Source organism: Ciceribacter sp. L1K22, assembly GCF_017599385.1.
In the GTDB taxonomy this organism is placed as follows: Bacteria; Pseudomonadota; Alphaproteobacteria; order Rhizobiales; family Rhizobiaceae; genus Allorhizobium.
The window spans coordinates 28,617-49,195 of sequence record NZ_JAGFPK010000001.1; the positions used below are offsets into that span (position 1 = coordinate 28,617).

Below are 20,579 nucleotides of genomic sequence, written 5' to 3' on the forward strand. Positions count from 1 at the left end.
CCGACCAACCAGATCGAGAGTTTGGCGTTCATGACCACACCGCTTGCGACGTCGCCGGAGAGCGTCGGTATCGTGCTCATCCCTGGCTTCGCGCTGATGTGCTATGCGTCCGCAGTGGAACCTCTTAGAGCCGCCAATCTGTTGGCGGGTCGGGAACTCTACCATGTCACCACGTTCGCGCCGGAGGGCGTTTCTGTCACATCCTCTTCAGGCGCGGTGGTTCCCTGCATACCGATGGGATCGGCAAAGCAGAGGGTCGACAGCCTCTTCGTCATCGCCGGAGGGCATCCGTCCGTATGGAATTGGCCCGTCGTTCACAAGGTCTTGCGTGGAGCGGCGCGCGAAGGCGTCACCTTGGGGGGTATATCGGGAGGCCCGTATCTGCTTGCCGCGGCCGGTCTTCTGGCCGGCTACCGGTTCACGATCCATTGGGAGCACACGCCGGCGCTTCGTGAAGCCTTCCCCGATCTAAGGCCGGTCCCGGCTCGCTACGTGGTCGACCGGAACCGGTTGACATGCGGAGGCGGTATCGCCCCTCTCGACATGATGCACGCCTTGATCGCGCAGCGACACGGTGCGGCATTCGCGACGAAAATCAGCGACTGGTATCTTCATACGCACGTGGGTTCGTCCGCCGCTCCCCAGCGTGCATCGGCCGCCGAGCGTCATGGTCTGCACCATGAAGGCCTGCTTTCCGTTTTGGAGAAGATGGAGACGACGCTTGAGGCTCCACTCGACCGCTCGGCGATGGCCCGCTTTGCCGGCGTCAGCGAACGCCACCTCGACAGGCTGTTTGCGACGCACCTGTCCTCGACATTCACGGCAGAATATCGGCGATTGAGGCTTGAGCAGGCCCGAACACTGCTTCAGCAGAGTGCGCTGACGATATCGGAAATCGCGGTGGCATGCGGGTATTCTACGCCCGCCCACTTCGCGCGGTCTTATCGTCAGCAGTACGGTACCGCCCCAAGTGCGACCAGACGACGTTAAGGGGGCACCTACCGCCATTCAAGTTTAGTTTCCCTAAATGAAATTTTTTTTCCCTTAATTGATCGCACCTACGTCGTCTGTTAAGTCGTATGGCAAGGTTTCCGGTCCGGAAGGGGAGAAGACGCGATGTGCGGAATCGTCGGGTTGTTTTTGAAGGATGAGGCGCTCGAGCCGCTTCTTGGCACGCTGCTGTCGGACATGCTGGTGACCATGACCGACCGCGGCCCCGACAGCGCAGGCATCGCCATCTATGGCAACCATTCCACAGGCAACGCCAAACTTACCGTTCAGTCTTCCAAACCTGCCGAGGACTTCGTCGGGCTCGCGGATCACCTGTCGGTCCAGCTCGGCGTCGCCGTCGGGATGGAGCAAAAAAGCACACACGCCGTTCTCGGTCTGCCTGGGGCAAACCTGGAGGCTGCGCGCGACTGGATCACCGCAAACCGTCCTGGGATCCGGATCATGAGCGCTGGTGAAACCATAGAGATCTATAAGGAAACCGGGCTTCCGCGGGACGTCGTATCCCGCTTCGGCATCCGCGCCATGAGCGGTTCCCACGGGATAGGCCACACTCGAATGGCGACGGAGTCAGCTGTGACGACGCTCGGTGCCCACCCGTTTTCAACTGGCGCCGACCAGTGCCTGGTCCACAACGGCTCGCTGTCCAATCACAACAACATGCGGAGGGAACTGCGAAGGATCGGGATGACCTTCGAAACGGAAAACGATTCCGAAGTCGCCGCCGCCTACCTGACGGCCGAAATGGCGCGCGGAAAGAATCTCGGCGAAGCGCTCGGGGGCGCCGTGGAGGACCTTGATGGCTTCTTCACCTTTGTCGTCGGAACCAAATCAGGTTTCGGGGTCTTGCGCGACCCGATCGCCTGCAAGCCGGCCGTGATGGCGGAAACCGACCAGTATGTTGCTTTCGGCTCGGAGTACCGCGCCCTTGTCGGTCTGCCCGGCATAGAGACAGCCCGCATATGGGAGCCGGAGCCCGCGACCGTCTATTTCTGGGACCACGAGAAGACCGCCTGAGGACATCATGCAGACATTTGATCTCGCCACGACCCCGCTTCGTGAACTGAACCAGGCGCTCCACGCCGTGGCCAGCGGCAGCAACGATACCCACTTCGAAGTGTTGAACCCGCGCGGCAGCCATTCGGTCGCCGTCGGTGTCGATGCCCCTGTCACGGTCGATATGCAGGGCAATGTCGGCTACTATTGCGCCGGCATGAATGCTCAGGCGACAATCAATATCCATGGATCCGCCGGGCCGGGCGTCGCCGAAAACATGATGTCGGGCACTGTGGTTATCGACGGCGATGCCAGCCAGTATGCGGGCGCCACCGGCCGCGGCGGGCTCCTCGTAATCAAGGGCAATGCCGCCTCGCGCTGTGGCATCTCGATGAAGGGGATAGACATCGTCGTGCGCGGCAATATCGGCCACATGTCGGCCTTCATGGCACAGTCGGGTAACCTCGTGGTCTTGGGTGACGCCGGCGAAGCTTTGGGCGACAGCCTCTACGAGGCGAGGCTTTTCGTTCGCGGCAATGTCAGGAGCCTCGGTGCGGACTGCATCGAAAAGGAAATGAGACCGGAGCATCTCGATCTGCTGCGCTCGCTTTTGGAGCGGGCCGAAATCACGGACGCCGATCCGGCCGACTTCAAACGCTATGGCTCTGCTCGCAAGCTCTACAATTTCAACATCGACAACGCCGACGCCTATTGAGCGGGGAGAGATCAGATGAGCTATCGCAACCCGACCACCACGCCGCGCAAGTCAGCCACCTTCGATGACTATACCCTTTCCGAAATCCGGCGCGCTGCGGCAACCGGCATTTACGACATTCGCGGCGGCGGCGCCAAGCGCAAGGTTCCGCACTTCGACGACCTTTTGTTTCTCGGCGCCTCGATTTCGCGCTATCCGCTGGAAGGCTACCGCGAACGATGCGACACCAACGTCGTGCTGGGCTCTCGCTTCGCGAAAAAACCGATCGAACTGAAAATCCCGATCACCATTGCCGGCATGAGTTTCGGCTCCCTCTCAGGCCAGGCCAAGGAGGCTTTGGGCCGCGGTGCCAGCCTGTCGGGGACTTCGACGACCACAGGCGACGGCGGCATGACGGAAGAGGAGCGCGGTCATTCCTCAATCCTCGTCTACCAGTATCTCCCCTCTCGCTACGGCATGAATCCGCGTGACCTGCGCCGCGCCGATGCGATCGAGGTGGTCGTCGGCCAAGGCGCGAAACCTGGCGGTGGCGGCATGCTGCTGGGCCAAAAGATTTCCGACCGGGTCGCGGAGATGCGAACCCTACCGAAAGGCATCGACCAGCGCTCGGCCTGCCGGCATCCCGACTGGACCGGGCCGGATGATTTGGAGATCAAGATCAATGAGCTGCGTGAGATAACCGACTGGGAAAAGCCGATCTATGTGAAGGTCGGCGGCGCCCGCCCCTACTATGACACAGCACTCGCCGTGAAGTCGGGTGCCGACGTCGTTGTTCTCGACGGCATGCAGGGCGGCACGGCCGCGACCCAGGAAGTGTTTATCGAGCATGTCGGCATGCCGACCCTCGCCTGCATACGCCCGGCCGTGCAGGCACTACAGGACCTCGGCATGCACCGGAAAGTCCAGCTCATTGTCTCCGGCGGCATTCGCAACGGCGCCGATGTCGCGAAGGCGCTGGCGCTCGGCGCAGACGCGGTGTCGATCGGCACCGCCGCGCTCGTTGCGATCGGCGACAACGATCCTCGCTGGGAAGCGGACTACAACGCCCTTGGCACCACCGCCGGCGCCTACGACGACTGGCACGAGGGCAAGGACCCAGCCGGCATCACGACGCAGGATCCTGAACTCTCCAAACGTCTCGATCCTGTCGCCGCCGGTCGTCGCCTCGCAAACTATCTCAAGGTCATGACGCTGGAGGCGCAGACGATCGCCCGCGCCTGCGGCAAGAACCACGTTCACAATCTCGAACCGGAAGATCTCTGCGCCCTTACCATCGAGGCCGCCGCGATGGCCCAGGTGCCGCTTGCCGGCACCGGCTGGATACCCGGAAAGGGAGGCTTCTGACCAATCTTCAGTCTTACCATCAAAGTGTCGTCCATAAAATCCATAAGGGGAACGAAATGACACTGGATCTCGAAAGCTATGCAAAGGCGCATGGCGTCAAATATTTTATGATCAGTTACACAGATCTCTTCGGCGGACAGCGCGCCAAGCTTGTACCCGCCGCAGCGATCAAGGCCATGCAGGAGGAAGGCGCGGGTTTCGCGGGTTTTGCGACATGGCTCGACATGACGCCGGCTCACCCGGATCTCTTCGCCTTGCCGGACGCGTCGTCCGTCATCCAGCTTCCGTGGAAGAAGGAGGTCGCCTGGGTCGCCGCCGACTGCTGGATGGAGGGAAAACCGGTCGAACAGGCTCCGCGCAACGTGCTGAAGAAGCTGATAGCGGAAGCAGCCGGAAACGGGATGCGTGTGAAGACCGGCGTCGAAGCGGAATTCTTCCTAATCTCGACCGACGGCAGCGAGATCTCCGATGGCGCCGATACGGCCGAAAAGCCCTGCTACGACCAGCAGGCCCTCCTGCGACGCTATGACGTGATTTCCGAAATCTGCGACTACATGCTGGAACTCGGCTGGCGCCCGTATCAAAACGATCACGAGGACGCCAACGGCCAGTTCGAAATGAACTGGGAATTCGACGACGCGTTGAAGACGGCGGACAAGCACTCCTTTTTCAAATTCATGGTGAAGTCGGTCGCGGAAAAGCACGGATTGCGGGCGACATTCATGCCGAAGCCCTTCAAGGGCCTGACGGGCAACGGCTGCCACTGCCACATCTCTGTCTGGGACAACGACGGCAAGATCAACGTCTTCGCCGACGACAAAGCAGAATTCGGACTATCAGCGAAGGGAAGAAACTTCCTCGGCGGCATTATGGCCCATGCCTCGGCGATCGCCGCGATCACCAATCCGACCGTCAATTCCTACAAGCGCATCAATGCCCCCCGGACCATATCCGGTGCGACCTGGTCCCCGAACACCGTTACTTGGACAGGCAACAACCGCACCCACATGGTTCGCGTGCCGGGTCCAGGGCGGTTCGAACTGCGTTTGCCCGATGGTGCCGTCAACCCCTACCTGCTCCAGGCGGTGATCATCGCCTGCGGTCTGAATGGCGTGAGAACCGTGGCGGATCCCGGACCGCACCACGACATCGACATGTACCAGGAAGGTCATCTGGTGAAGGACGCTCCTCGTCTTCCGCTCAATCTGCTCGACGCCTTGCGTGCCTACGACGGGGATACGCTGCTGAAGGACGCAATGGGAACGGAGTTTTCCGCTGCCTATCTTAAGCTCAAGCACAACGAATGGAACGCCTATGCCGGCCATTTCACCGAGTGGGAGCGTCTGACGACGCTCGACATCTAGGACGGCAACGGACGCATCCCTTCGCAACGGGCGACATCTCATCCTCGTCGGCGCCGGCCTTTCCGGCGCCTTTTGATTGGGATAGACACGGCCAGCGAGTTTTTGCGCGAGGAGAAAGCATACCGATGACCAGTTATGTATTGACGGTTTCCTGCAAGTCGACCCGGGGCATAGTCGCCGCCATTTCCGGCTATCTGGCGGAGCAGGGTTGCAACATCGTCGACTCCTCCCAGTTCGATGACCTCGACACCGGCAAGTTCTTCATGCGCGTCAGCTTCATATCGGAGCAGGGCATCAAGCGCGACAAGCTGGACGCGGGTTTTGCACCGGTGGCGGAAAAGTTCGCCATGACCTGGGAACTCCATGACGCCGCACAGCGCATGAAAGTCCTGTTGATGGTGTCACGCTTCGGCCATTGCCTCAACGACCTGCTCTACCGCTGGAAGATCGGCGCGCTGCCGATCGACATCGTCGGTGTCGTCTCCAACCACTTCGAATACCAGAAGGTCGTCGTCAACCACGACATCCCCTTCCACCACATCAAGGTCACCAAAGACAACAAGCCGCAGGCCGAGGCGCAGCTCCTCGATCTCGTCGACCAGACCGGAACCGAGCTCATTGTGCTTGCCCGCTACATGCAGGTTCTCTCCGACAGCCTTTGTGCGAAGATGTCCGGCAAGATCATCAACATCCACCACTCCTTCCTGCCGAGCTTCAAGGGTGCAAACCCCTACAAGCAGGCCTTTGAGCGCGGCGTGAAGCTCATCGGCGCGACGGCTCACTATGTCACGGCCGATCTCGACGAAGGCCCGATCATCGAGCAGGATACGGTGCGAGTGACCCACGCGCAGTCGCCAGACGACTACGTCTCTCTGGGCCGCGATGTCGAAAGCCAGGTTCTTGCCCGTGCCATCCACGCGCATATCCATCACCGGACCTTCATTAACGGAAACCGCACCGTTGTCTTCCCGGCGAGCCCCGGCTCCTACGCATCCGAGAGAATGGGCTGAGCGGTCCCGGCCGAGGGATCGGCTTCTGCGAGGAACACCAATACATTAGCCGTGCGTTCAGCGGATGGACGCACGGCTTTCCTCTGATAATCTGGCGCGAATCGATTTCGGGAGAGATGGGTCATGCCGGATACCGCACTGCTTGAGCGAACGGCGCTGCCGCGACCATCCATATCGGCGGAGCATGCGGCGGAGATTCTCGAGCGGCATTACGGTATCCAGGGGACCATCCGGGAACTCGGCAGCCAGCAGGATCGCAACTACCTCGTCGACACCGGTGAAGACAGGTTCGTTCTCAAGATTTGTCATTCGGAATACGCAACGAGGGAACTTGAGGCGCAGAACCATGCCATGCGCCATCTCGCGCGACAAGAAAACATGCCTCGGGTGCCGCAGCCGGTGGCAAACGGCGCTGGGGCGGAAATCTTCCGCGAAACTGTCGACGGGCGTGATTATCAGTTCCGGCTGCTGACCTTCCTCGATGGTGAACCGCTGACGAGGCGCAAACACCTCGCAGAACCCGTCGTCCGGCAACTCGGCACGCTGTCCGCTCGCGTGGCGACCGGATTGGCGGAATTCCGGCATCCCGGACTGGAGAGAGACCTGCAATGGGACCTGAGAAAGGCCGGACCCATTGCGCTTTCGCTTCTTGCCGGATTAAACGATCACCAGAAACGCGACCGCATCGCCAAGGCCATGATCGCAGCCATGCGCCGTCTGAAGCCGCTGACGTCGGACCTTCGCACGCAGGCGATTCATCACGATATAACCGACGACAACGTGGTCGGGATGCCTCAAAGAGATGGGCGTGTGCATCCCGATGGGGTCATCGACTTTGGCGACGTGCTGAATGGATGGCTCGTAGCCGATCTCGCCGTGACCTGCGCATCGCTGCTGCACCATGCCGATGGCGATCCCTTCTACATTCTTCCGGCAATCGAGGCCTACCACGCCATCTATCCTTTGAAAGAGAGCGAACTCAGGGCCTTGTGGCCGCTGGTCGTGGCGCGCGCCGGCATCCTCGTCGCAAGCAGCGAGAAGCAGCTGTCGATCGAACCGGACAACGACTATGTGCTCGGCAACATCGAGCACGAATGGACGATTTTCGATATAGCCACCTCCGTCCCATTATCGCTGATGGAAACTGCGATCCTCCGGCGCCTGGGTCTCGGGCGAGACATGACATTGCCAGCCATCGGCCGGCTGTTGCCGGATTTGCCGCCGGAACAGTTCGGGCTCACGGATCTGTCGGTGCAAAGTCTCGACTTCATTGCGGACAATTGGGCGGACCAGGAAATCGACTGGAAGCTCCTGGCGAAGGCCGCCGCTTCGACGGGGGTCGCAACCACGCGCTATGGCGAACATAGACTCTCCTACACGAAGGTGAGAAGCGAGCGCGAACCCGCTACGTTCGCCCTGCACGTTGACGTCTGCCTGCCGGCTGCGTCGCGCGCGATTGCACCATTCGCCGCCGTTATCAGCCGCAATGGTCATCGCCTCATGCTGCGGTCGGACGACCTCGTCCTGCACGTGGACGGCCTGGATTGCCCCCTTGATGAGGGTATGACGGTCGACGCTGGACAAGACATCGGCCTGATCGCCGGCGAGCCCGGGTCCGTTGGCGGACTTCGTCTGCAGTTGTGCCGGGATCCCGACCTTGTTCCACCCTTGTTCTCGCGCCCCAGCCATGCCGGCGCATGGTCGGACCTTTGCCCCTCTCCATCCGCCCTCCTCGGGCTAGACATTGAGGCACCGCCTCTGCGTCAAGAGGAGCTGCTTGCACTGCGCCACCGACATTTCGCGAAGCCGCAAAAGAACTATTATGCCCACCCGCCCGAGATCGAGCGCGGCTGGAAGGAGCATATGTTTGCCATCGACGGCCGGTCTTATCTCGACATGGTCAACAACGTGGCAATCCTGGGCCATGGCGACCCGAGGCTCGCCCGCGCCGTTGGTCGGCAATGGGCGATGCTGAACACAAACTCCCGTTTCCACTACGCTGCCGTAGCAGAATTTTCAGCGAGGCTTGCTCAGTTGGCGCCGAACCCGCTGGATACCGTATTCCTGGTCAACAGCGGTTCGGAAGCCGTGGATCTGGCTCTGCGTCTTGCATGGGCCCATACCGGCTCACGCAACACGATCAGTCTGCTGGAGGCCTACCACGGCTGGACCGTCGCCAGCGATGCGGTATCGACTTCCATTGCCGACAACCCGCGGGCGCTCGAAACGCGACCGGACTGGGTTCATCCGGTCACGGCACCAAACACGTATCGCGGACCCTTCCGGGGGCCGCAGTCGACACATCACTATCTCGAATCGGTCCGCGCCAAATTGGAGGAAATCGACGAGAGCGGCGGGGGTTTGGCAGGTTTCGTTTGCGAAAGCGTCTATGGCAATGCCGGTGGCATACCTCTTCCGCCCGGATATCTGAAGGAAGTCTATGCCCTCGTTCGCGAGCGGGGCGGCGTCTGCATAGCCGACGAGGTACAGGTCGGATACGGTCGGCTCGGCCACCACTTCTGGGGATTCGAGCAGCAGTCAGTGGTTCCCGATATCATCACCCTCGCGAAGGGCATGGGTAATGGCCAGCCGCTCGGCGCCGTCATTACCACACGGGCGATCGCCGACAGCCTCGAACGGGAGGGCTATTTTTTCTCTTCCGCGGGAGGAAGCCCGGTCAGTTGTGTCGTGGGGATGACAATTCTCGACATCATGCGCGACGACCGCCTCCAGGAAAATGCACAGATCGTTGGCGATCACCTGAAGGCCCGACTCGAGGCCATCGTCCAGCGTTTCCCCCTCGCCGGCGCCGTTCACGGGATGGGACTGTATCTCGGACTGGAATTCGTCCGTGATCGCGAGACGCTCGAACCGGCTACGGAGGAGACAGCAGGAATCTGCGATCGCCTGCTCTCTCTCGGCGTCATCATGCAGCCCACCGGAGATCACCTGAACGTCTTGAAGATAAAACCACCGCTTTGCCTGTCGCGCGAAAGCGCCGACTTCTTCGCCGACATGCTCGAAAAGGTTCTTTCGGAGGGCTGGTAGGATATGTACGTCGCCAACCACCCACCCATTTCTTTGAGATGACATAGAATTACGGTAGCCTCGGCTATGGCCAAAATACTTTCCATCGCACTGAACCCAGCAATCGACATTTCTGGCGAGGCCGAAAAGGTCCAGCACACCCACAAGACCCGCACCCATAACCAACAGCAACATCCCGGTGGCGGTGGCGTCAACGTCGCGCGCGTGATCGCGGAACTGGGCGGCACCTGTGATTTGCTCTACCTGTCCGGTGGAGCCACAGGAACATTGCTGAACGCGATGCTCGAACCCTTGCCGATCGGGCTGAAGCCGTTTCCGATGCACGATCCCGTCCGTGTCGCTTACAACGTCCGGGACATGTCGACCAATCTCGAATACCGTTTCGTACCGGAGGGGCCCCTGGTCACCCAGGAGGAACTGGCGGCCGTCTTCGATGCGGTGGAGACGAGCGAGGCGGACTATGTCGTTGCCAGTGGCAGCCTGCCGCGCGGCGCGCATGAAGATACCTATGCGCGCATGGCCGACATCGTGAGCCGGCGAGGCGCACGTTTCATCCTGGATACCTCGGGAGAGGCTTTGAAGGCCACTCTACGGCAGTCTCACATCTTCCTGGTCAAGCCAAGTTTCGGCGAACTCCAGAGTTTCGTCGGGCGCAAGTTGCACCACGGCAATGTAGGTCCCGTAGCGCAGACGCTGACCAGGGATGGCGTTGCCGACTATATTGCGGTTACCCTCGGAGGCGATGGTGCGATCCTGGCCACTGCCGACGAGATCATCCATCTGCCGGCGATCGAAGTAGCGGTGCAGTCTGCGGTCGGTGCCGGCGACAGTTTTGTCGCCGCGATGACCTGGGCGATATCGCAAGGCTGGAATGTCGAACAGGCCTTCCGCTTCGGAGTGGCGGCTGGCGCTGCTACCGTCATGACGTCAGGCACGGAACTCTGCCGCCGTCAGGACGTCAATGACCTCTACGCGAGCCATGCCGGCTGCTGACTGACACTGGATGGCATGTCCGTCGGCCTGCGACGCTCGGCGACCAAGTTATTACTTGTCATTTCAACTCAAGTTTATTATCGGAGAACCATCGCCGCATTGCTTGGCGCGCGATGCCATGCCGCGTGTCAAACGTATCAATTTTTTGAAAGGGCGTCCCGATGATCGATCGCCGGATGGGACAGACCATCGCGTTTCTTTTCGTTCTGTGTGCCGTAGTCGCCGGACCGCGCGCGGCGTTTTCCCAGGCGGCACAGACACCCGCCACAAGTTCCGCATCGACGGAGGCAATGTCGCCACCTCAACCGATGTCCGTCGAGCAGTCGACTCCAGCCACGACCATTCCTTCCCCAACGCCGGAAAAACAGTCCGTCGCGACGGATGTGGAAGCCACCGAAGCCGGACCGGCGATCTCCACTGCCCGGGCAGACATCCCGCATGATCTGTCTCCCGTGGGCATGTTTCTCGCCGCCGACTGGGTCGTGAAGTCGGTGATGATCTCGCTTGCCTTCGCATCGCTGGTCACCTGGACTGTATGGCTGGCAAAATCGCTGCAGATGGCCGGTGCGCGTGGCCGGGCGACGGGAGCGCTGAAGCGGATCGGCAGCGCCCGCACCCTCGACGCAGCACTTCAGGCGGTTGGCAAACGTCGTGGCGTCGTCCCGACAATGCTTCAGGCCGCACACGAAGAACTCAGATACTGCGACGCCGCGATCGATCACTCTGGCAATTCCGGCGTCAAGGAACGTGTGGGTTCGGCCTTATCGCGCATAGAAATCCGCGCCGGCCGTCGCATGGCGAAGGGCACAGGCGTACTGGCAACGATCGGCTCGACCGCACCGTTTGTCGGCCTGTTCGGTACCGTCTGGGGGATCATGAACTCCTTCATCGGGATTTCCGAATCCAACACCACGAACCTCGCGGTGGTCGCACCGGGGATCGCCGAAGCTCTCCTCGCCACAGCCATCGGCCTCGTCGCGGCCATTCCGGCCGTCATCATCTACAACGTCTTCGCCCGTTCGATCACCGGGTATCGGCAACTGCTCGGCGATGCTGCCGCCGAAATCGAACGCCTGGTCAGCCGCGACCTCGATTTCCGTAAAGTTCCGGGGACGGCAGCGGCCGCCAAGATAAAACTTGTGACGGAGTAGGAGCATGGCCGGCGGAATCCGTGAAAACAATGGCGCCGACGAGCTGGTCGAGAACCATGAGATAAACGTCACACCGTTCATCGACGTCATGCTCGTTCTCCTGATCATCTTCATGGTCGCGGCACCGCTGGCGACAGTCGATGTCAACGTCGACCTGCCGGCATCGACCGCGACCCCGGCAGAGAGACCGGACGAACCCGTTTATGTCACCTTGCAGGCGGACCGGACGTTGAACCTGAACAACGATCTTGTCGCCTCCGAGGGACTGGCCCGCGAACTAGACCGGGTAACCTCCGGTAACAAGGAAACGCGTATATTCCTGCGAGCCGACAAGACGGTCGGCTACGGGGAGTTCATGGATGTGATGAACCTTCTCCGCGACGCCGGATACCTCAAGATCGCCCTGGTCGGTCTGGAGACCATCCCGCAGCCGGTGTCGCCGGCAGAGGAGACCCCGCAAGAGGAACCGCGCTGATGCCGTCAGGTCACCTGCGTAAAAGCGCGTCATTGGGCGAACTGGCGCTGTGGACCGCCGCCGGTCTGGTGGTGTTTGCGGCGCATGCGGGTGCTGTCATGGCGGTGCTGCAGGAACCGCCTCCGGCTACGGCGGATTCCGCGCCTCCGGCAGCGATCATGATCGAGCTGGCAGCCGAACCGGAAGCGATCGAGACGGACGAAACCCAGCTCGTTCCGGATGAGGTCGACGCCGAAGAGATCAAGACCGAAACGATAGAGCCACCGAAGGAGGCTGTGGAAGAACCTCCGCCGGAACCGCAACCTTTGCCCGAGCCCGTAGAGGAGCCGATACCGGAAGCGACGCCCGAACCTGAACCCGAGGTCGTCGAAAAAGTGGAAGAACCGCTGCCTGAGCCCCCAGAGGAGCTTGAGCCGCTTCCGGAACCGGTGGAGGAAATCGATCCGATCGAAGAGATGGCACTCGCGCAACTCGAAAACGTCGAGGTGCCACTCCCGATGGCGCGGCCGCCGCTTCCCGAAAAGCCGAAGGACAAGCCGAAGAAGGTTGAAAAACCCGCTCCGGCAGCCTCGCAGGCTGCCCGCAAGGCGAAGGCTGAGGTTAAGCAGTCAAATCGCGTGGCTGCCTCACAAACCAGCAGCACCGCGGGCAATGCGTCCGTGTCGCCGGCGAAATGGCAGTCGCGACTGATGTCCCACCTGGAACGGCGCAAGCGATATCCGTCGGAGGCTCGGAAGAAGAAAGAAGAAGGAACGGCCTACGTCCGCTTCACCATCGACACCTCGGGAAATGTTCTGTCGGTCTCCCTGTCTCGGTCATCGGGATACCCGTCGCTGGATCAGGCCGTTGTCGACATGGTGCGGCGTGCATCCCCCGTGCCCGCCCCACCTCCGGGTGCCAACAGGACGATCGTGGCGCCGGTGCGATTTAACCTGCGCTGAGCTCCAAGACCGCGTTCACAACCTGATCGATCGGACGGCTGGTATCGATACGGTGCCAGCGAAGATCGCCAGGATCCCTGAGCAACTGGCGATGCAGGACGTCAAGGTTGGCGTCGGACGGCCCCTTGTGACGCGAGATGACGCGGGACGCAAGCGTCTCCGAATCCGCTTCCAGCCATATGCCGGTGAAAGGCACGCCAAGCTTCGCCGCAAGAGCTTCCGTCGCGCTGCGCTCCTCTTCCCGATCGAAAACCGCATTGATGATCACGGTTCCGCCCGCCATCAGAAGCCGCTCCGCTTTCTCGCGCAGCGCGTCGTAGACTTTCTGCGAAACATTCTCCTGATAGGCCGCCAACGGTAGGCGCTCGTTCGGACTTACGCCAAACATCGCCTTGCGGATGCGATCGCTTTCCTCGATCCGGGCACCAGGCGCACCGCCGACAAGAGGTGCCAGCCTCTCCGAAACAGTCGATTTCCCCGTACCGCTGAGGCCACCGACCACAACGAAGTGCGGCTGCCGCGGTGCCAGTAGGCTTTCGGCCAACGCGAAATAGGACCGCGCCGACCTGGCGAGTTTGCCGAGATCTCCGGCACCTTCCTCGACCTGGGTTGCGGTCACGTGGGCGCGGACGGCCGCCCGGACCGCCATGAAGAAAGGCAGCAACGGGTAGCCCTCCTCGTCGGCTGTCTGGTCAAGATACCGGTTCATGACGATGCTGGCGAGGTCGGCATGTCCGCGATGCCAGAGATCCATGAGCAAGAACGCGAGGTCATAGAGAACATCGACTGTGGCGATCTGGTCGTTGAAATCAATGCAGTCGAAAAGCCGCGGCCCGGCCGGGCTCATCACGATGTTTCTGAGATGCAGATCGCCATGACACAGCCTGACCTTGCCCGCTTTTTCGCGTTCATCGAGCGTCCGGGCATGGTCTGCCCACACGCGCCTGAATGTTCCGGTCAGTTCGGTGACACTTTCGGTGTCGAACACATGGGAGGTAGCGAAACCGGCCTCGTTGATCGTCAACACGCCGGCCATGTTTTGCGAGCCGCTTGTCTCCCGAACGACCGGAGCCGTTGCATGAAACCCCGCGATGATGGTCGCCGTCTCCTCCATCAGGGCAAGAGTGAGCTTGCCGTCCGCAGCCATTCGATCGAAAAGATCCTGCTGGGAAAACCGGACCATCTCGACCACGATATCCAGCGGTTCACCTGGCCCATCAAAGGCGAGACTGCCATCCGCCTGACGTGTGATAACGCGCACCCCCAGATAAAGCTCAGGTGTCGCGCGCCCATTCAGGTCCACCTCACGCTCGCAGTAGGTACGGCGCAGGGCGAGGCTTGAGAAGTCGACATAGGGCAGCCTGATCGCACGTTTCAGCTTGTAGGCCCGGTCTCCTGCAAGAAACACGATCGAAATATGGGTTTCGATCCGCCTGATGTCTTCGGAAAGACCATAGGTCTCAGGCGATTGTAGAAACGCGATGGCGTCAGACTGGTCCTCAATGTGCATTGGACGGTCCAGAAATTGCTGGGGCATCCGATACTGGCGCAAAGAATGGGCACTGACCAGAGTGGCAAACGCCGCAGGTGTGAAAAGGCCACGACCGACTGGGCGTGGCCTTTTCTTATTGCATGATCAGTCGATATCGAACTGGACGCCCTGCGCGAGTGGCAGCGTACGACCGTAATTCAGCGTATTGGTCGCCCGGCGCATATAGGCACGCCACGCATCCGATCCGGACTCGCGCCCGCCACCGGTTTCCTTCTCGCCACCGAAGGCGCCGCCGATTTCCGCCCCGGAAGGACCGATGTTGACATTGGCAATGCCGCAATCGGAGCCGCGCGCGGACAGGAAGGTCTCAGCCTCGCGCATGTCGTTCGTGAAGATCGATGACGAAAGCCCCTGCGGCACATCATTGTTCATCGCCAGCGCCTCGTTGAAATCCGAGTATTTCACGACATACAGAATCGGCGCGAAGGTTTCGTCCAGCATGGGACCGGCCTGCGATGGCATCTCGACGATCGCGGGGCGAACATAGTAGGCGTCAGCCGCATCATTCTGCAGCAGACGCCCTCCACCGGAGACCGTCCCTCCGACAGCACGTGCAGCGTCGAGAGCGTGCTGCATCCGATCGAACGCACCCTGATCGATCAGCGGGCCGACAAGCGTCCCGTTTTCCAGCGGATTGCCCACCGTCACGGAACCGTAGGCCTGCACCAGCCTCGGCACGAGCTTGTCGTAGACATCCGCGTGGACGAACAGCCGGCGCAGCGTCGTGCAGCGCTGTCCCGCCGTGCCCATCGCCGCAAATGCCACCCCGCGCAACGTCAGGTCCAGATCGGCAGAGGGGCCGACGATCGCCGCATTGTTGCCGCCAAGTTCAAGCAGCGAGCGGCCGAAGCGCGCCGCCACCTTCGGCCCGACCGCGCGGCCCATGGCGGTCGAACCGGTCGCCGAGACCAGCGCTACCTTCGGATTGTCGACCAGAGCCTCGCCGACTGTGCGGCCGCCGATCAGCAATGTCGAGAGATTGGAGGGCGCCTTCCCGCCTTCGGAGACGAAGCGGGCGATCGCTTTTTCCAGGATAGCATGGGTCGCGATCGCGGTGAGTGGGGTCTTTTCCGACGGCTTCCACACGATCGAGTTGCCGCAGACGAGCGCAAGCGCCGCATTCCACGACCAAACCGCCACGGGAAAGTTGAAGGCCGAGATGATGCCGGTGACGCCGAGCGGATGCCAGGTTTCCATCATACGGTGGTCGGCGCGTTCGGTTGCGATCGTCAGACCGTAGAGCTGCCGGGAAAGGCCAACCGCAAAGTCGCAGATGTCGATCATTTCCTGGACTTCGCCCAGGCCTTCGGAGGTGATCTTCCCCACTTCTATGGAAACAAGACGCCCGAGCTCTTGCTTATGGGCGCGAAGCTCCTCGCCGAGAAGGCGAACCAGTTCGCCGCGCTTCGGCGCCGGCACCATGCGCCATTCGACAAATGCCCGGTGAGCCGCTTCGATGGCGGCATTCGTCTCGGCGGAACCGACCTCCGCGACCTTGGCGATCTGTTCGCCGTTGATGGGCGAGCGCACGACCAGCGTGCCACCTGTTGATGTTTCGGCAGACACGCCCAGCTTGGACAGGATCGCGCTCGCTTCCGACGCGAGTTTCAGATTGGCGAGGGTCATGATGTTCCTTCTGATCTTTCTTATCTATTTTGGCGGGCCTGCCGGCTAAAGCCGGGCCCCGGTGAAATGGGCGACTTGCGCCCCGGCCTCGTAATAGGCGCCCTTGAGATGGCGGTATTTCGCCTCGACCACGTCGCTGACGGGCAGTGGAAGATCATCCTCCCCGATCTCCCCTAGGATGAGACGAGCCAGCGTTTTGCCGAACACAGTTCCGGGAGCGATACCACGACCATTGTAGCCCGAAAAGCCGACCACATTCCGACCGAACCTGTGGAAGCGCGGCAACGCGTCCGGCGTCATGCCGATCTGCCCATACCACTCGGACTCGAAGGAAACCTCCCCAAGCTCGGGGAAAAGCTTCCGGATCGCACGCCTTGCCCAGTCGCGGTGGATCGTCCGGCCCGTATTGCGAAGCGCACCGACGCTGCCGAACACAAGACGACCGGCCTTATCCATCCGGAAGGAGGAAAGGACTTCGCGTGTGTCCCAGCAGCCTTCGCGCCCGGGAAGGATACGCTTCAGCTGGCTGTCGGAAAGCGGCGCTGTTGCGAAATTGAAGTAGGGAAGCAGGACCTGCTCATTGCGAACCGCCTCCCAGGGACCGGCCGAATAGTATTCGGACGCGACGATGATCCAGTTCGCCGATACGGAGCCGGCGGCGGTCTTGACTGTCCAGCGGCTGCCTTTCCGCTCGGTATGGACCGCGGCACTGCCAGTATAAATCTCCGCACCAGCAGCGATGGCGGCCTTCGCCAGCCCTCGGACATAGGCAAGCGGCTGCAGCGTTCCCGCCCGCATGTCGAGCAGGGAGCCGGCATAGGCGGTCGTGCCGATGCGCGCCGCCGTTTCCTCGGCAGAGAGAAGCCTTACGTCCGCACCCCTGCCGGACCATTCCCGATAGCGTTGTTCGAGTTCCTTCAGACCGGACTTTCCGACAGCACAATGCAGGGTACCGTTCGTTTCGAGCTCGCAGTCGATCCCGTGCTTCCCGATCAGTTCCCGCACCAGATACGGCGCATTGCCCAGAAGATCGAGCGCGCGTTCGCCGTGAATGGGACCAAGCACATTCGGGATTTCTGACGGCAGCACCCACATCCCGGCATTGATGAGGCCGACATTACGTCCGGCTCCGCCAAATCCGATTTCTGCAGCCTCCAGCACCACCGCCTTCACGCCGCCTTGGGCGAGATGCAGGGCCGCAGATATGCCGGTATAGCCGCCCCCGACGATGACGACGTCGGCATCCACATCTGTCTTCAGCACCGCGGTTTCCGGAGCGGGTGGGGCCGTCTTTTCCCAAAGCCCGTGAGAAAGCGGATCGTTCAGCATGGCTGTCTTCCAATGAACAGGACTGCCGGATTAGGGCAGCGAAGCTGGGCCGGATCGTGGGCCATTCCGGTTCGGTCTCAGGGCGAACCCGAAATAACCTCTGGAACCCCCGGTAGGTTGAATTTAGGAGAGGATTTTTCGGGGCTCCAGCGATATTTTCTCAAGAGTTCATTCCAGTGGGGTATAACATGTTGCCTGCCCGGCGCTTCCTTCCGTCGCTTTCGCTTCTCGCTGCCTTCGAAGCTGCGGCAAGGACCGGCAGCATCACGGCGGCAGCGAAGGAACTGGACCTTACGCAAAGCGCGGTCAGTCGTCAGATAAAGGCGCTTGAGAACCAGCTCGGCATCGAACTTTTCCTGCGCGAACGACAGACCATACGGCTGACGATCGCAGGAGAAAGCTACGCCCGCGAAATCCGCGACGCGCTCCAGAGGATATCGACCGCCTCGCTCAACCTTCGCGCCAATCCGAAAGGCGGTACGCTCAACCTCGCGATCCTGCCAACCTTTGGAACGCGCTGGCTGGCACCGAGGCTCGGAGCATTTTTGTCTGCCAATCCGGGGATCACAATCAACCTCGTCACTCGTCTGCGCCCCTTCGACTTCCGTCTGGAATCGATCGATGCGGCAATCCATTTCGGCCAGCCTTCGTGGCCAGGTGGCGAATTGAGCTTTCTGATGAAGGAGACCACCCTCCCTTGCTGCAGCCCCGCGTTCAAGGCAATGCACAAACTCGATCAACCGGCCGACGTGCTCGATGTCCCGCTCCTGCATCTCGCAACACGTCCCGATGCCTGGGAGCGCTGGCTGACACATTGCGGCGTGCCGTTCGAAAGCGTCACGGGCATGCTGTTCGACCAGTTCGCCACGGCCGCGCAGGCGGCGATCGGCGGCATTGGTGTGGCGCTTCTACCAGTATTCCTGATTCAGGAGGAGCTGCGGCGCGGCCAATTGGTCCCTGCGATCGATCGGGAAATCGAGAGCCGCGAGTGTTATTACCTTGCCTACCCCAAGGAACGCATGGATTATCCACCTCTCGCCGCCTTCCGGGAATGGATCACTGCGGAAATCGGGAGCACGGAGACCGGCCGGCCCGATCTCGTTGCGACGGGCTGAACCGCGTTCGAAGCCTCAGGCCTCACTCCCGGAAAGCCAGCGCGCCAGTCCCTCTGCCGCAGCCCGCCCGGTAGCGAGACAGGCTGTCAGCAGGTAACCGCCCGTCGGAGCCTCCCAATCGAGCATCTCCCCGGCAACGAAGACGCCGGGCCACCCCTTCAGCATGAAATTCCCGTCGACGGTCTGCCAACTCACGCCACCGGCAGTGGAGATCGCTTCTTCGATCGGCCGGGGCCGGACAAGCGGCAGTCGCAGCGATTTTATCGCGGTCGCCAGATGCTCCGGATCCCGGCGAACGTCGTCGGCGACGAATTCCCGTACCAGAGCGGCTTTCACGCCGTCGAGACCAGTCGCTTTTCGCAGCCGATTGGAGAAACTCGCTTTGGGATCAGTCCGTCGAAGTGCGGCAGCCAGGGCGTCCGCGCTGCGATCCGGAACAAGATCGAGCACGAATTCGCCATTCCTCCCCGCCAGAAGATCGTCCCGGAGCGCCGACGCGTGACCGTAAACAAGGCTTCCCTCGATACCGTGACGCGTGATGACGAATTCTCCCCGGCTCGTCCCCGCGCTCGACGTCGCGACCACCGATTTGACCGGCGCGCCGGCGAAACGTTCGGAGAAGAACGGCGTCCAGTCGACATCGAAACCGCAATTGGCCGGCAGCAGCGGGTTCACGACGACCCCGCGATCTGTCAGGAGCGGCACCCATGATCCGTCGGAACCGAGCTTCGGCCAGCTCGCCCCGCCCAGAGCAAGAAGCAGCGCGTCATGCTCCACCGCATGCGTACCGTCGGGCGTATCGAAAACGGCAAGCCCGTCGCTGAACCCGGTCCAGCGATGTCGCACGTGAATCCGCACACCTCGCGACTCGAGTCGCGCCCGCCAGGCCCGGAGAAGCGGCGATGCCTTCATGGCTTTGGGGAAGACACGGCCGGACGTGCCGACAAAGGTTTCCGCGCCCAGTTCGTCGGCCCATTTTCGAACCTGGTCCGACCCGAACCGGTCAAGCGCCATCCGCAACCTTGGAGCCGACGCTCCGTATCGCTGTTCGAAACGCTCGTGGGGTTCAGAATGGGTGAGGTTCAAGCCGGATTTCCCTGCGAGCAGGAATTTCCGTCCTATCGTCGGCATCGCCTCGTGGATATCCACGTCATATCCTGACCCCGAGAGCCATTCGGCGGCCGCAAGCCCGGCAGGTCCTCCGCCAACGATAACGATTTTCCGTTTCGACATCGCTCGGCTTTAGCGCAAGCCACCACCCAAACCAAGCCTATGCGTTGCAAGGACTTTCGACTATAGAAGGCCCGAAGGAGATTGACGGGATGCCGGATGCCAGTTTCGATGTGGGAGCGCGCCTGAAGGAATTGCGCCTGTCGGCAAAGCTGTCGCAGCGAGATCTCGCCGGACGCGCCGGCGTGCCGCACGCGCAGATTTCCAATATCGAGCAGAACAAGACGAGCCCGTCCGTCTCCACGCTCCGCAAGATCCTGACAGGCCTCGACATGGGGCTCGCCGATTTCTTCGAGGAAGACAGAGTCCGTCGCGAAGGCCCCTTTTTCACCGAGGATGACCTTCTGGACCTGACGTCGCGCGTACCCGCCAATGCCGAGGGTCAGGGTATGCTGCTTCTGCGGCAGATCGGCGACGCGCGCGCCTACAATCTTCAGGTATTGCACGAGCAATACGCCCCGGGCGCCGATACCGGCGAAACACGTCTCCAGCATTTCTCGACCGAGGGCGGCTTTGTGGTCGAGGGCGAGATCGAAATCACGGTTGGCGAGGACGTGCGCATCCTGAAAGCCGGCGAGGCTTACCTCTTCGACAGCCGCATTCCGCACCGCTTCCGCAACGTCTCAGACCGGAAGGCCGTGGTCATATCGGCCTGCACACCGCCATATCTGTAAAGGCGAAG

17 protein-coding genes are annotated in these 20,579 nt (G+C 61.4%); 13 read left to right on the forward strand and 4 right to left on the reverse strand.

All coding sequences use genetic code 11. The features are described 5' to 3' along the window. Nucleotides 1-30 precede the first annotated feature (30 nt). The 11 genes from J5J09_RS00120 (at nt 31) to J5J09_RS00170 (ending at nt 13,045) form a co-directional block, all read left to right on the forward strand. On the forward strand, nt 31-990 hold the full coding sequence (locus tag J5J09_RS00120) for a GlxA family transcriptional regulator (protein WP_208547704.1): 960 nt from the start codon (nt 31-33) through the stop codon (nt 988-990). Nucleotides 991-1,116: 126 nt separating this feature from the next. Next, nucleotides 1,117-2,025 (forward strand): glutamine amidotransferase family protein, encoded by a 909-nt coding sequence (locus tag J5J09_RS00125; RefSeq protein ID WP_208547705.1) that lies wholly within the window; start codon nt 1,117-1,119, stop codon nt 2,023-2,025. Nucleotides 2,026-2,032: 7 nt separating this feature from the next. Beyond that, the gene (locus tag J5J09_RS00130) at nt 2,033-2,719 is read left to right on the forward strand and encodes a GXGXG domain-containing protein (protein ID WP_208547706.1); all 687 of its coding nucleotides are present in this window, start codon (nt 2,033-2,035) and stop codon (nt 2,717-2,719) included. A gap of 15 nt (nt 2,720-2,734) precedes the next feature. Then, on the forward strand, nt 2,735-4,063 hold the full coding sequence (locus J5J09_RS00135; protein ID WP_208547707.1) for an FMN-binding glutamate synthase family protein: 1,329 nt from the start codon (nt 2,735-2,737) through the stop codon (nt 4,061-4,063). Nucleotides 4,064-4,119: 56 nt separating this feature from the next. Next, nucleotides 4,120-5,427, forward strand: a complete 1,308-nt coding sequence (glnT, locus tag J5J09_RS00140) for a type III glutamate--ammonia ligase (RefSeq protein WP_208547708.1) — start codon at nt 4,120-4,122, stop codon at nt 5,425-5,427. Nucleotides 5,428-5,552: 125 nt separating this feature from the next. Continuing rightward, nucleotides 5,553-6,437, forward strand: coding sequence for a formyltetrahydrofolate deformylase (gene purU / locus J5J09_RS00145; RefSeq protein ID WP_208547709.1), 885 nt, complete (start codon nt 5,553-5,555; stop codon nt 6,435-6,437). A 123-nt stretch (nt 6,438-6,560) separates the two neighbouring features. Then, complete coding sequence (locus J5J09_RS00150; protein ID WP_208547710.1) at nt 6,561-9,485, forward strand: aminotransferase; 2,925 nt, start codon at nt 6,561-6,563, stop codon at nt 9,483-9,485. A gap of 66 nt (nt 9,486-9,551) precedes the next feature. Next, a complete protein-coding gene (locus tag J5J09_RS00155) occupies nt 9,552-10,478 on the forward strand; it encodes a 1-phosphofructokinase family hexose kinase (RefSeq protein WP_208547711.1) in 927 nt (308 codons plus the stop codon). A 161-nt stretch (nt 10,479-10,639) separates the two neighbouring features. After that, nucleotides 10,640-11,629 (forward strand): tonB-system energizer ExbB, encoded by a 990-nt coding sequence (exbB, locus tag J5J09_RS00160; protein ID WP_208547712.1) that lies wholly within the window; start codon nt 10,640-10,642, stop codon nt 11,627-11,629. Nucleotides 11,630-11,633: 4 nt separating this feature from the next. After that, nucleotides 11,634-12,104 carry a TonB system transport protein ExbD gene (gene exbD / locus J5J09_RS00165; RefSeq protein WP_208547713.1) on the forward strand — a complete coding sequence of 157 codons (471 nt, stop codon included), beginning with the start codon at nt 11,634-11,636 and terminating at the stop codon, nt 12,102-12,104. After that, nucleotides 12,104-13,045, forward strand: a complete 942-nt coding sequence (locus tag J5J09_RS00170) for an energy transducer TonB (protein WP_208547714.1) — start codon at nt 12,104-12,106, stop codon at nt 13,043-13,045. The genes exbD and J5J09_RS00170 overlap by 1 nt, the downstream gene beginning before the upstream one ends. Here J5J09_RS00170 and J5J09_RS00175 read toward each other — a convergent pair. From J5J09_RS00175 to J5J09_RS00185, 3 genes are all read right to left on the reverse strand, one after another. Continuing rightward, nucleotides 13,032-14,555: a bifunctional aminoglycoside phosphotransferase/ATP-binding protein gene (locus J5J09_RS00175; protein WP_208547715.1), complete on the reverse strand. Its 1,524-nt coding sequence runs from the start codon at nt 14,553-14,555 to the stop codon at nt 13,032-13,034. The two genes, J5J09_RS00170 and J5J09_RS00175, sit on opposite strands and share 14 nt — an antisense overlap. Nucleotides 14,556-14,681: 126 nt before the next feature. After that, a complete protein-coding gene (locus J5J09_RS00180) occupies nt 14,682-16,223 on the reverse strand; it encodes an aldehyde dehydrogenase family protein (protein WP_208547716.1) in 1,542 nt (513 codons plus the stop codon). A gap of 45 nt (nt 16,224-16,268) precedes the next feature. Next, nucleotides 16,269-17,552 carry an FAD-binding oxidoreductase gene (locus J5J09_RS00185; RefSeq protein ID WP_208547717.1) on the reverse strand — a complete coding sequence of 428 codons (1,284 nt, stop codon included), beginning with the start codon at nt 17,550-17,552 and terminating at the stop codon, nt 16,269-16,271. A 188-nt stretch (nt 17,553-17,740) separates the two neighbouring features. Between J5J09_RS00185 and J5J09_RS00190 the strand changes: the two genes are divergently transcribed. Beyond that, nucleotides 17,741-18,667 (forward strand): LysR family transcriptional regulator, encoded by a 927-nt coding sequence (locus J5J09_RS00190; protein WP_208547718.1) that lies wholly within the window; start codon nt 17,741-17,743, stop codon nt 18,665-18,667. 15 nt (nt 18,668-18,682) lie between these two features. On the opposite strand, the gene J5J09_RS00195 is transcribed toward J5J09_RS00190, so the two are convergent. Next, entirely contained in the window at nt 18,683-19,900 is a 1,218-nt protein-coding gene (locus J5J09_RS00195; RefSeq protein WP_208547719.1) for a TIGR03862 family flavoprotein, read from the reverse strand. 89 nt (nt 19,901-19,989) lie between these two features. Here J5J09_RS00195 and J5J09_RS00200 point away from each other — a divergent pair, with 89 nt between their 5' ends. Continuing rightward, a complete protein-coding gene (locus tag J5J09_RS00200; protein ID WP_208547720.1) occupies nt 19,990-20,571 on the forward strand; it encodes a cupin domain-containing protein in 582 nt (193 codons plus the stop codon). Nucleotides 20,572-20,579 lie beyond the last annotated feature (8 nt).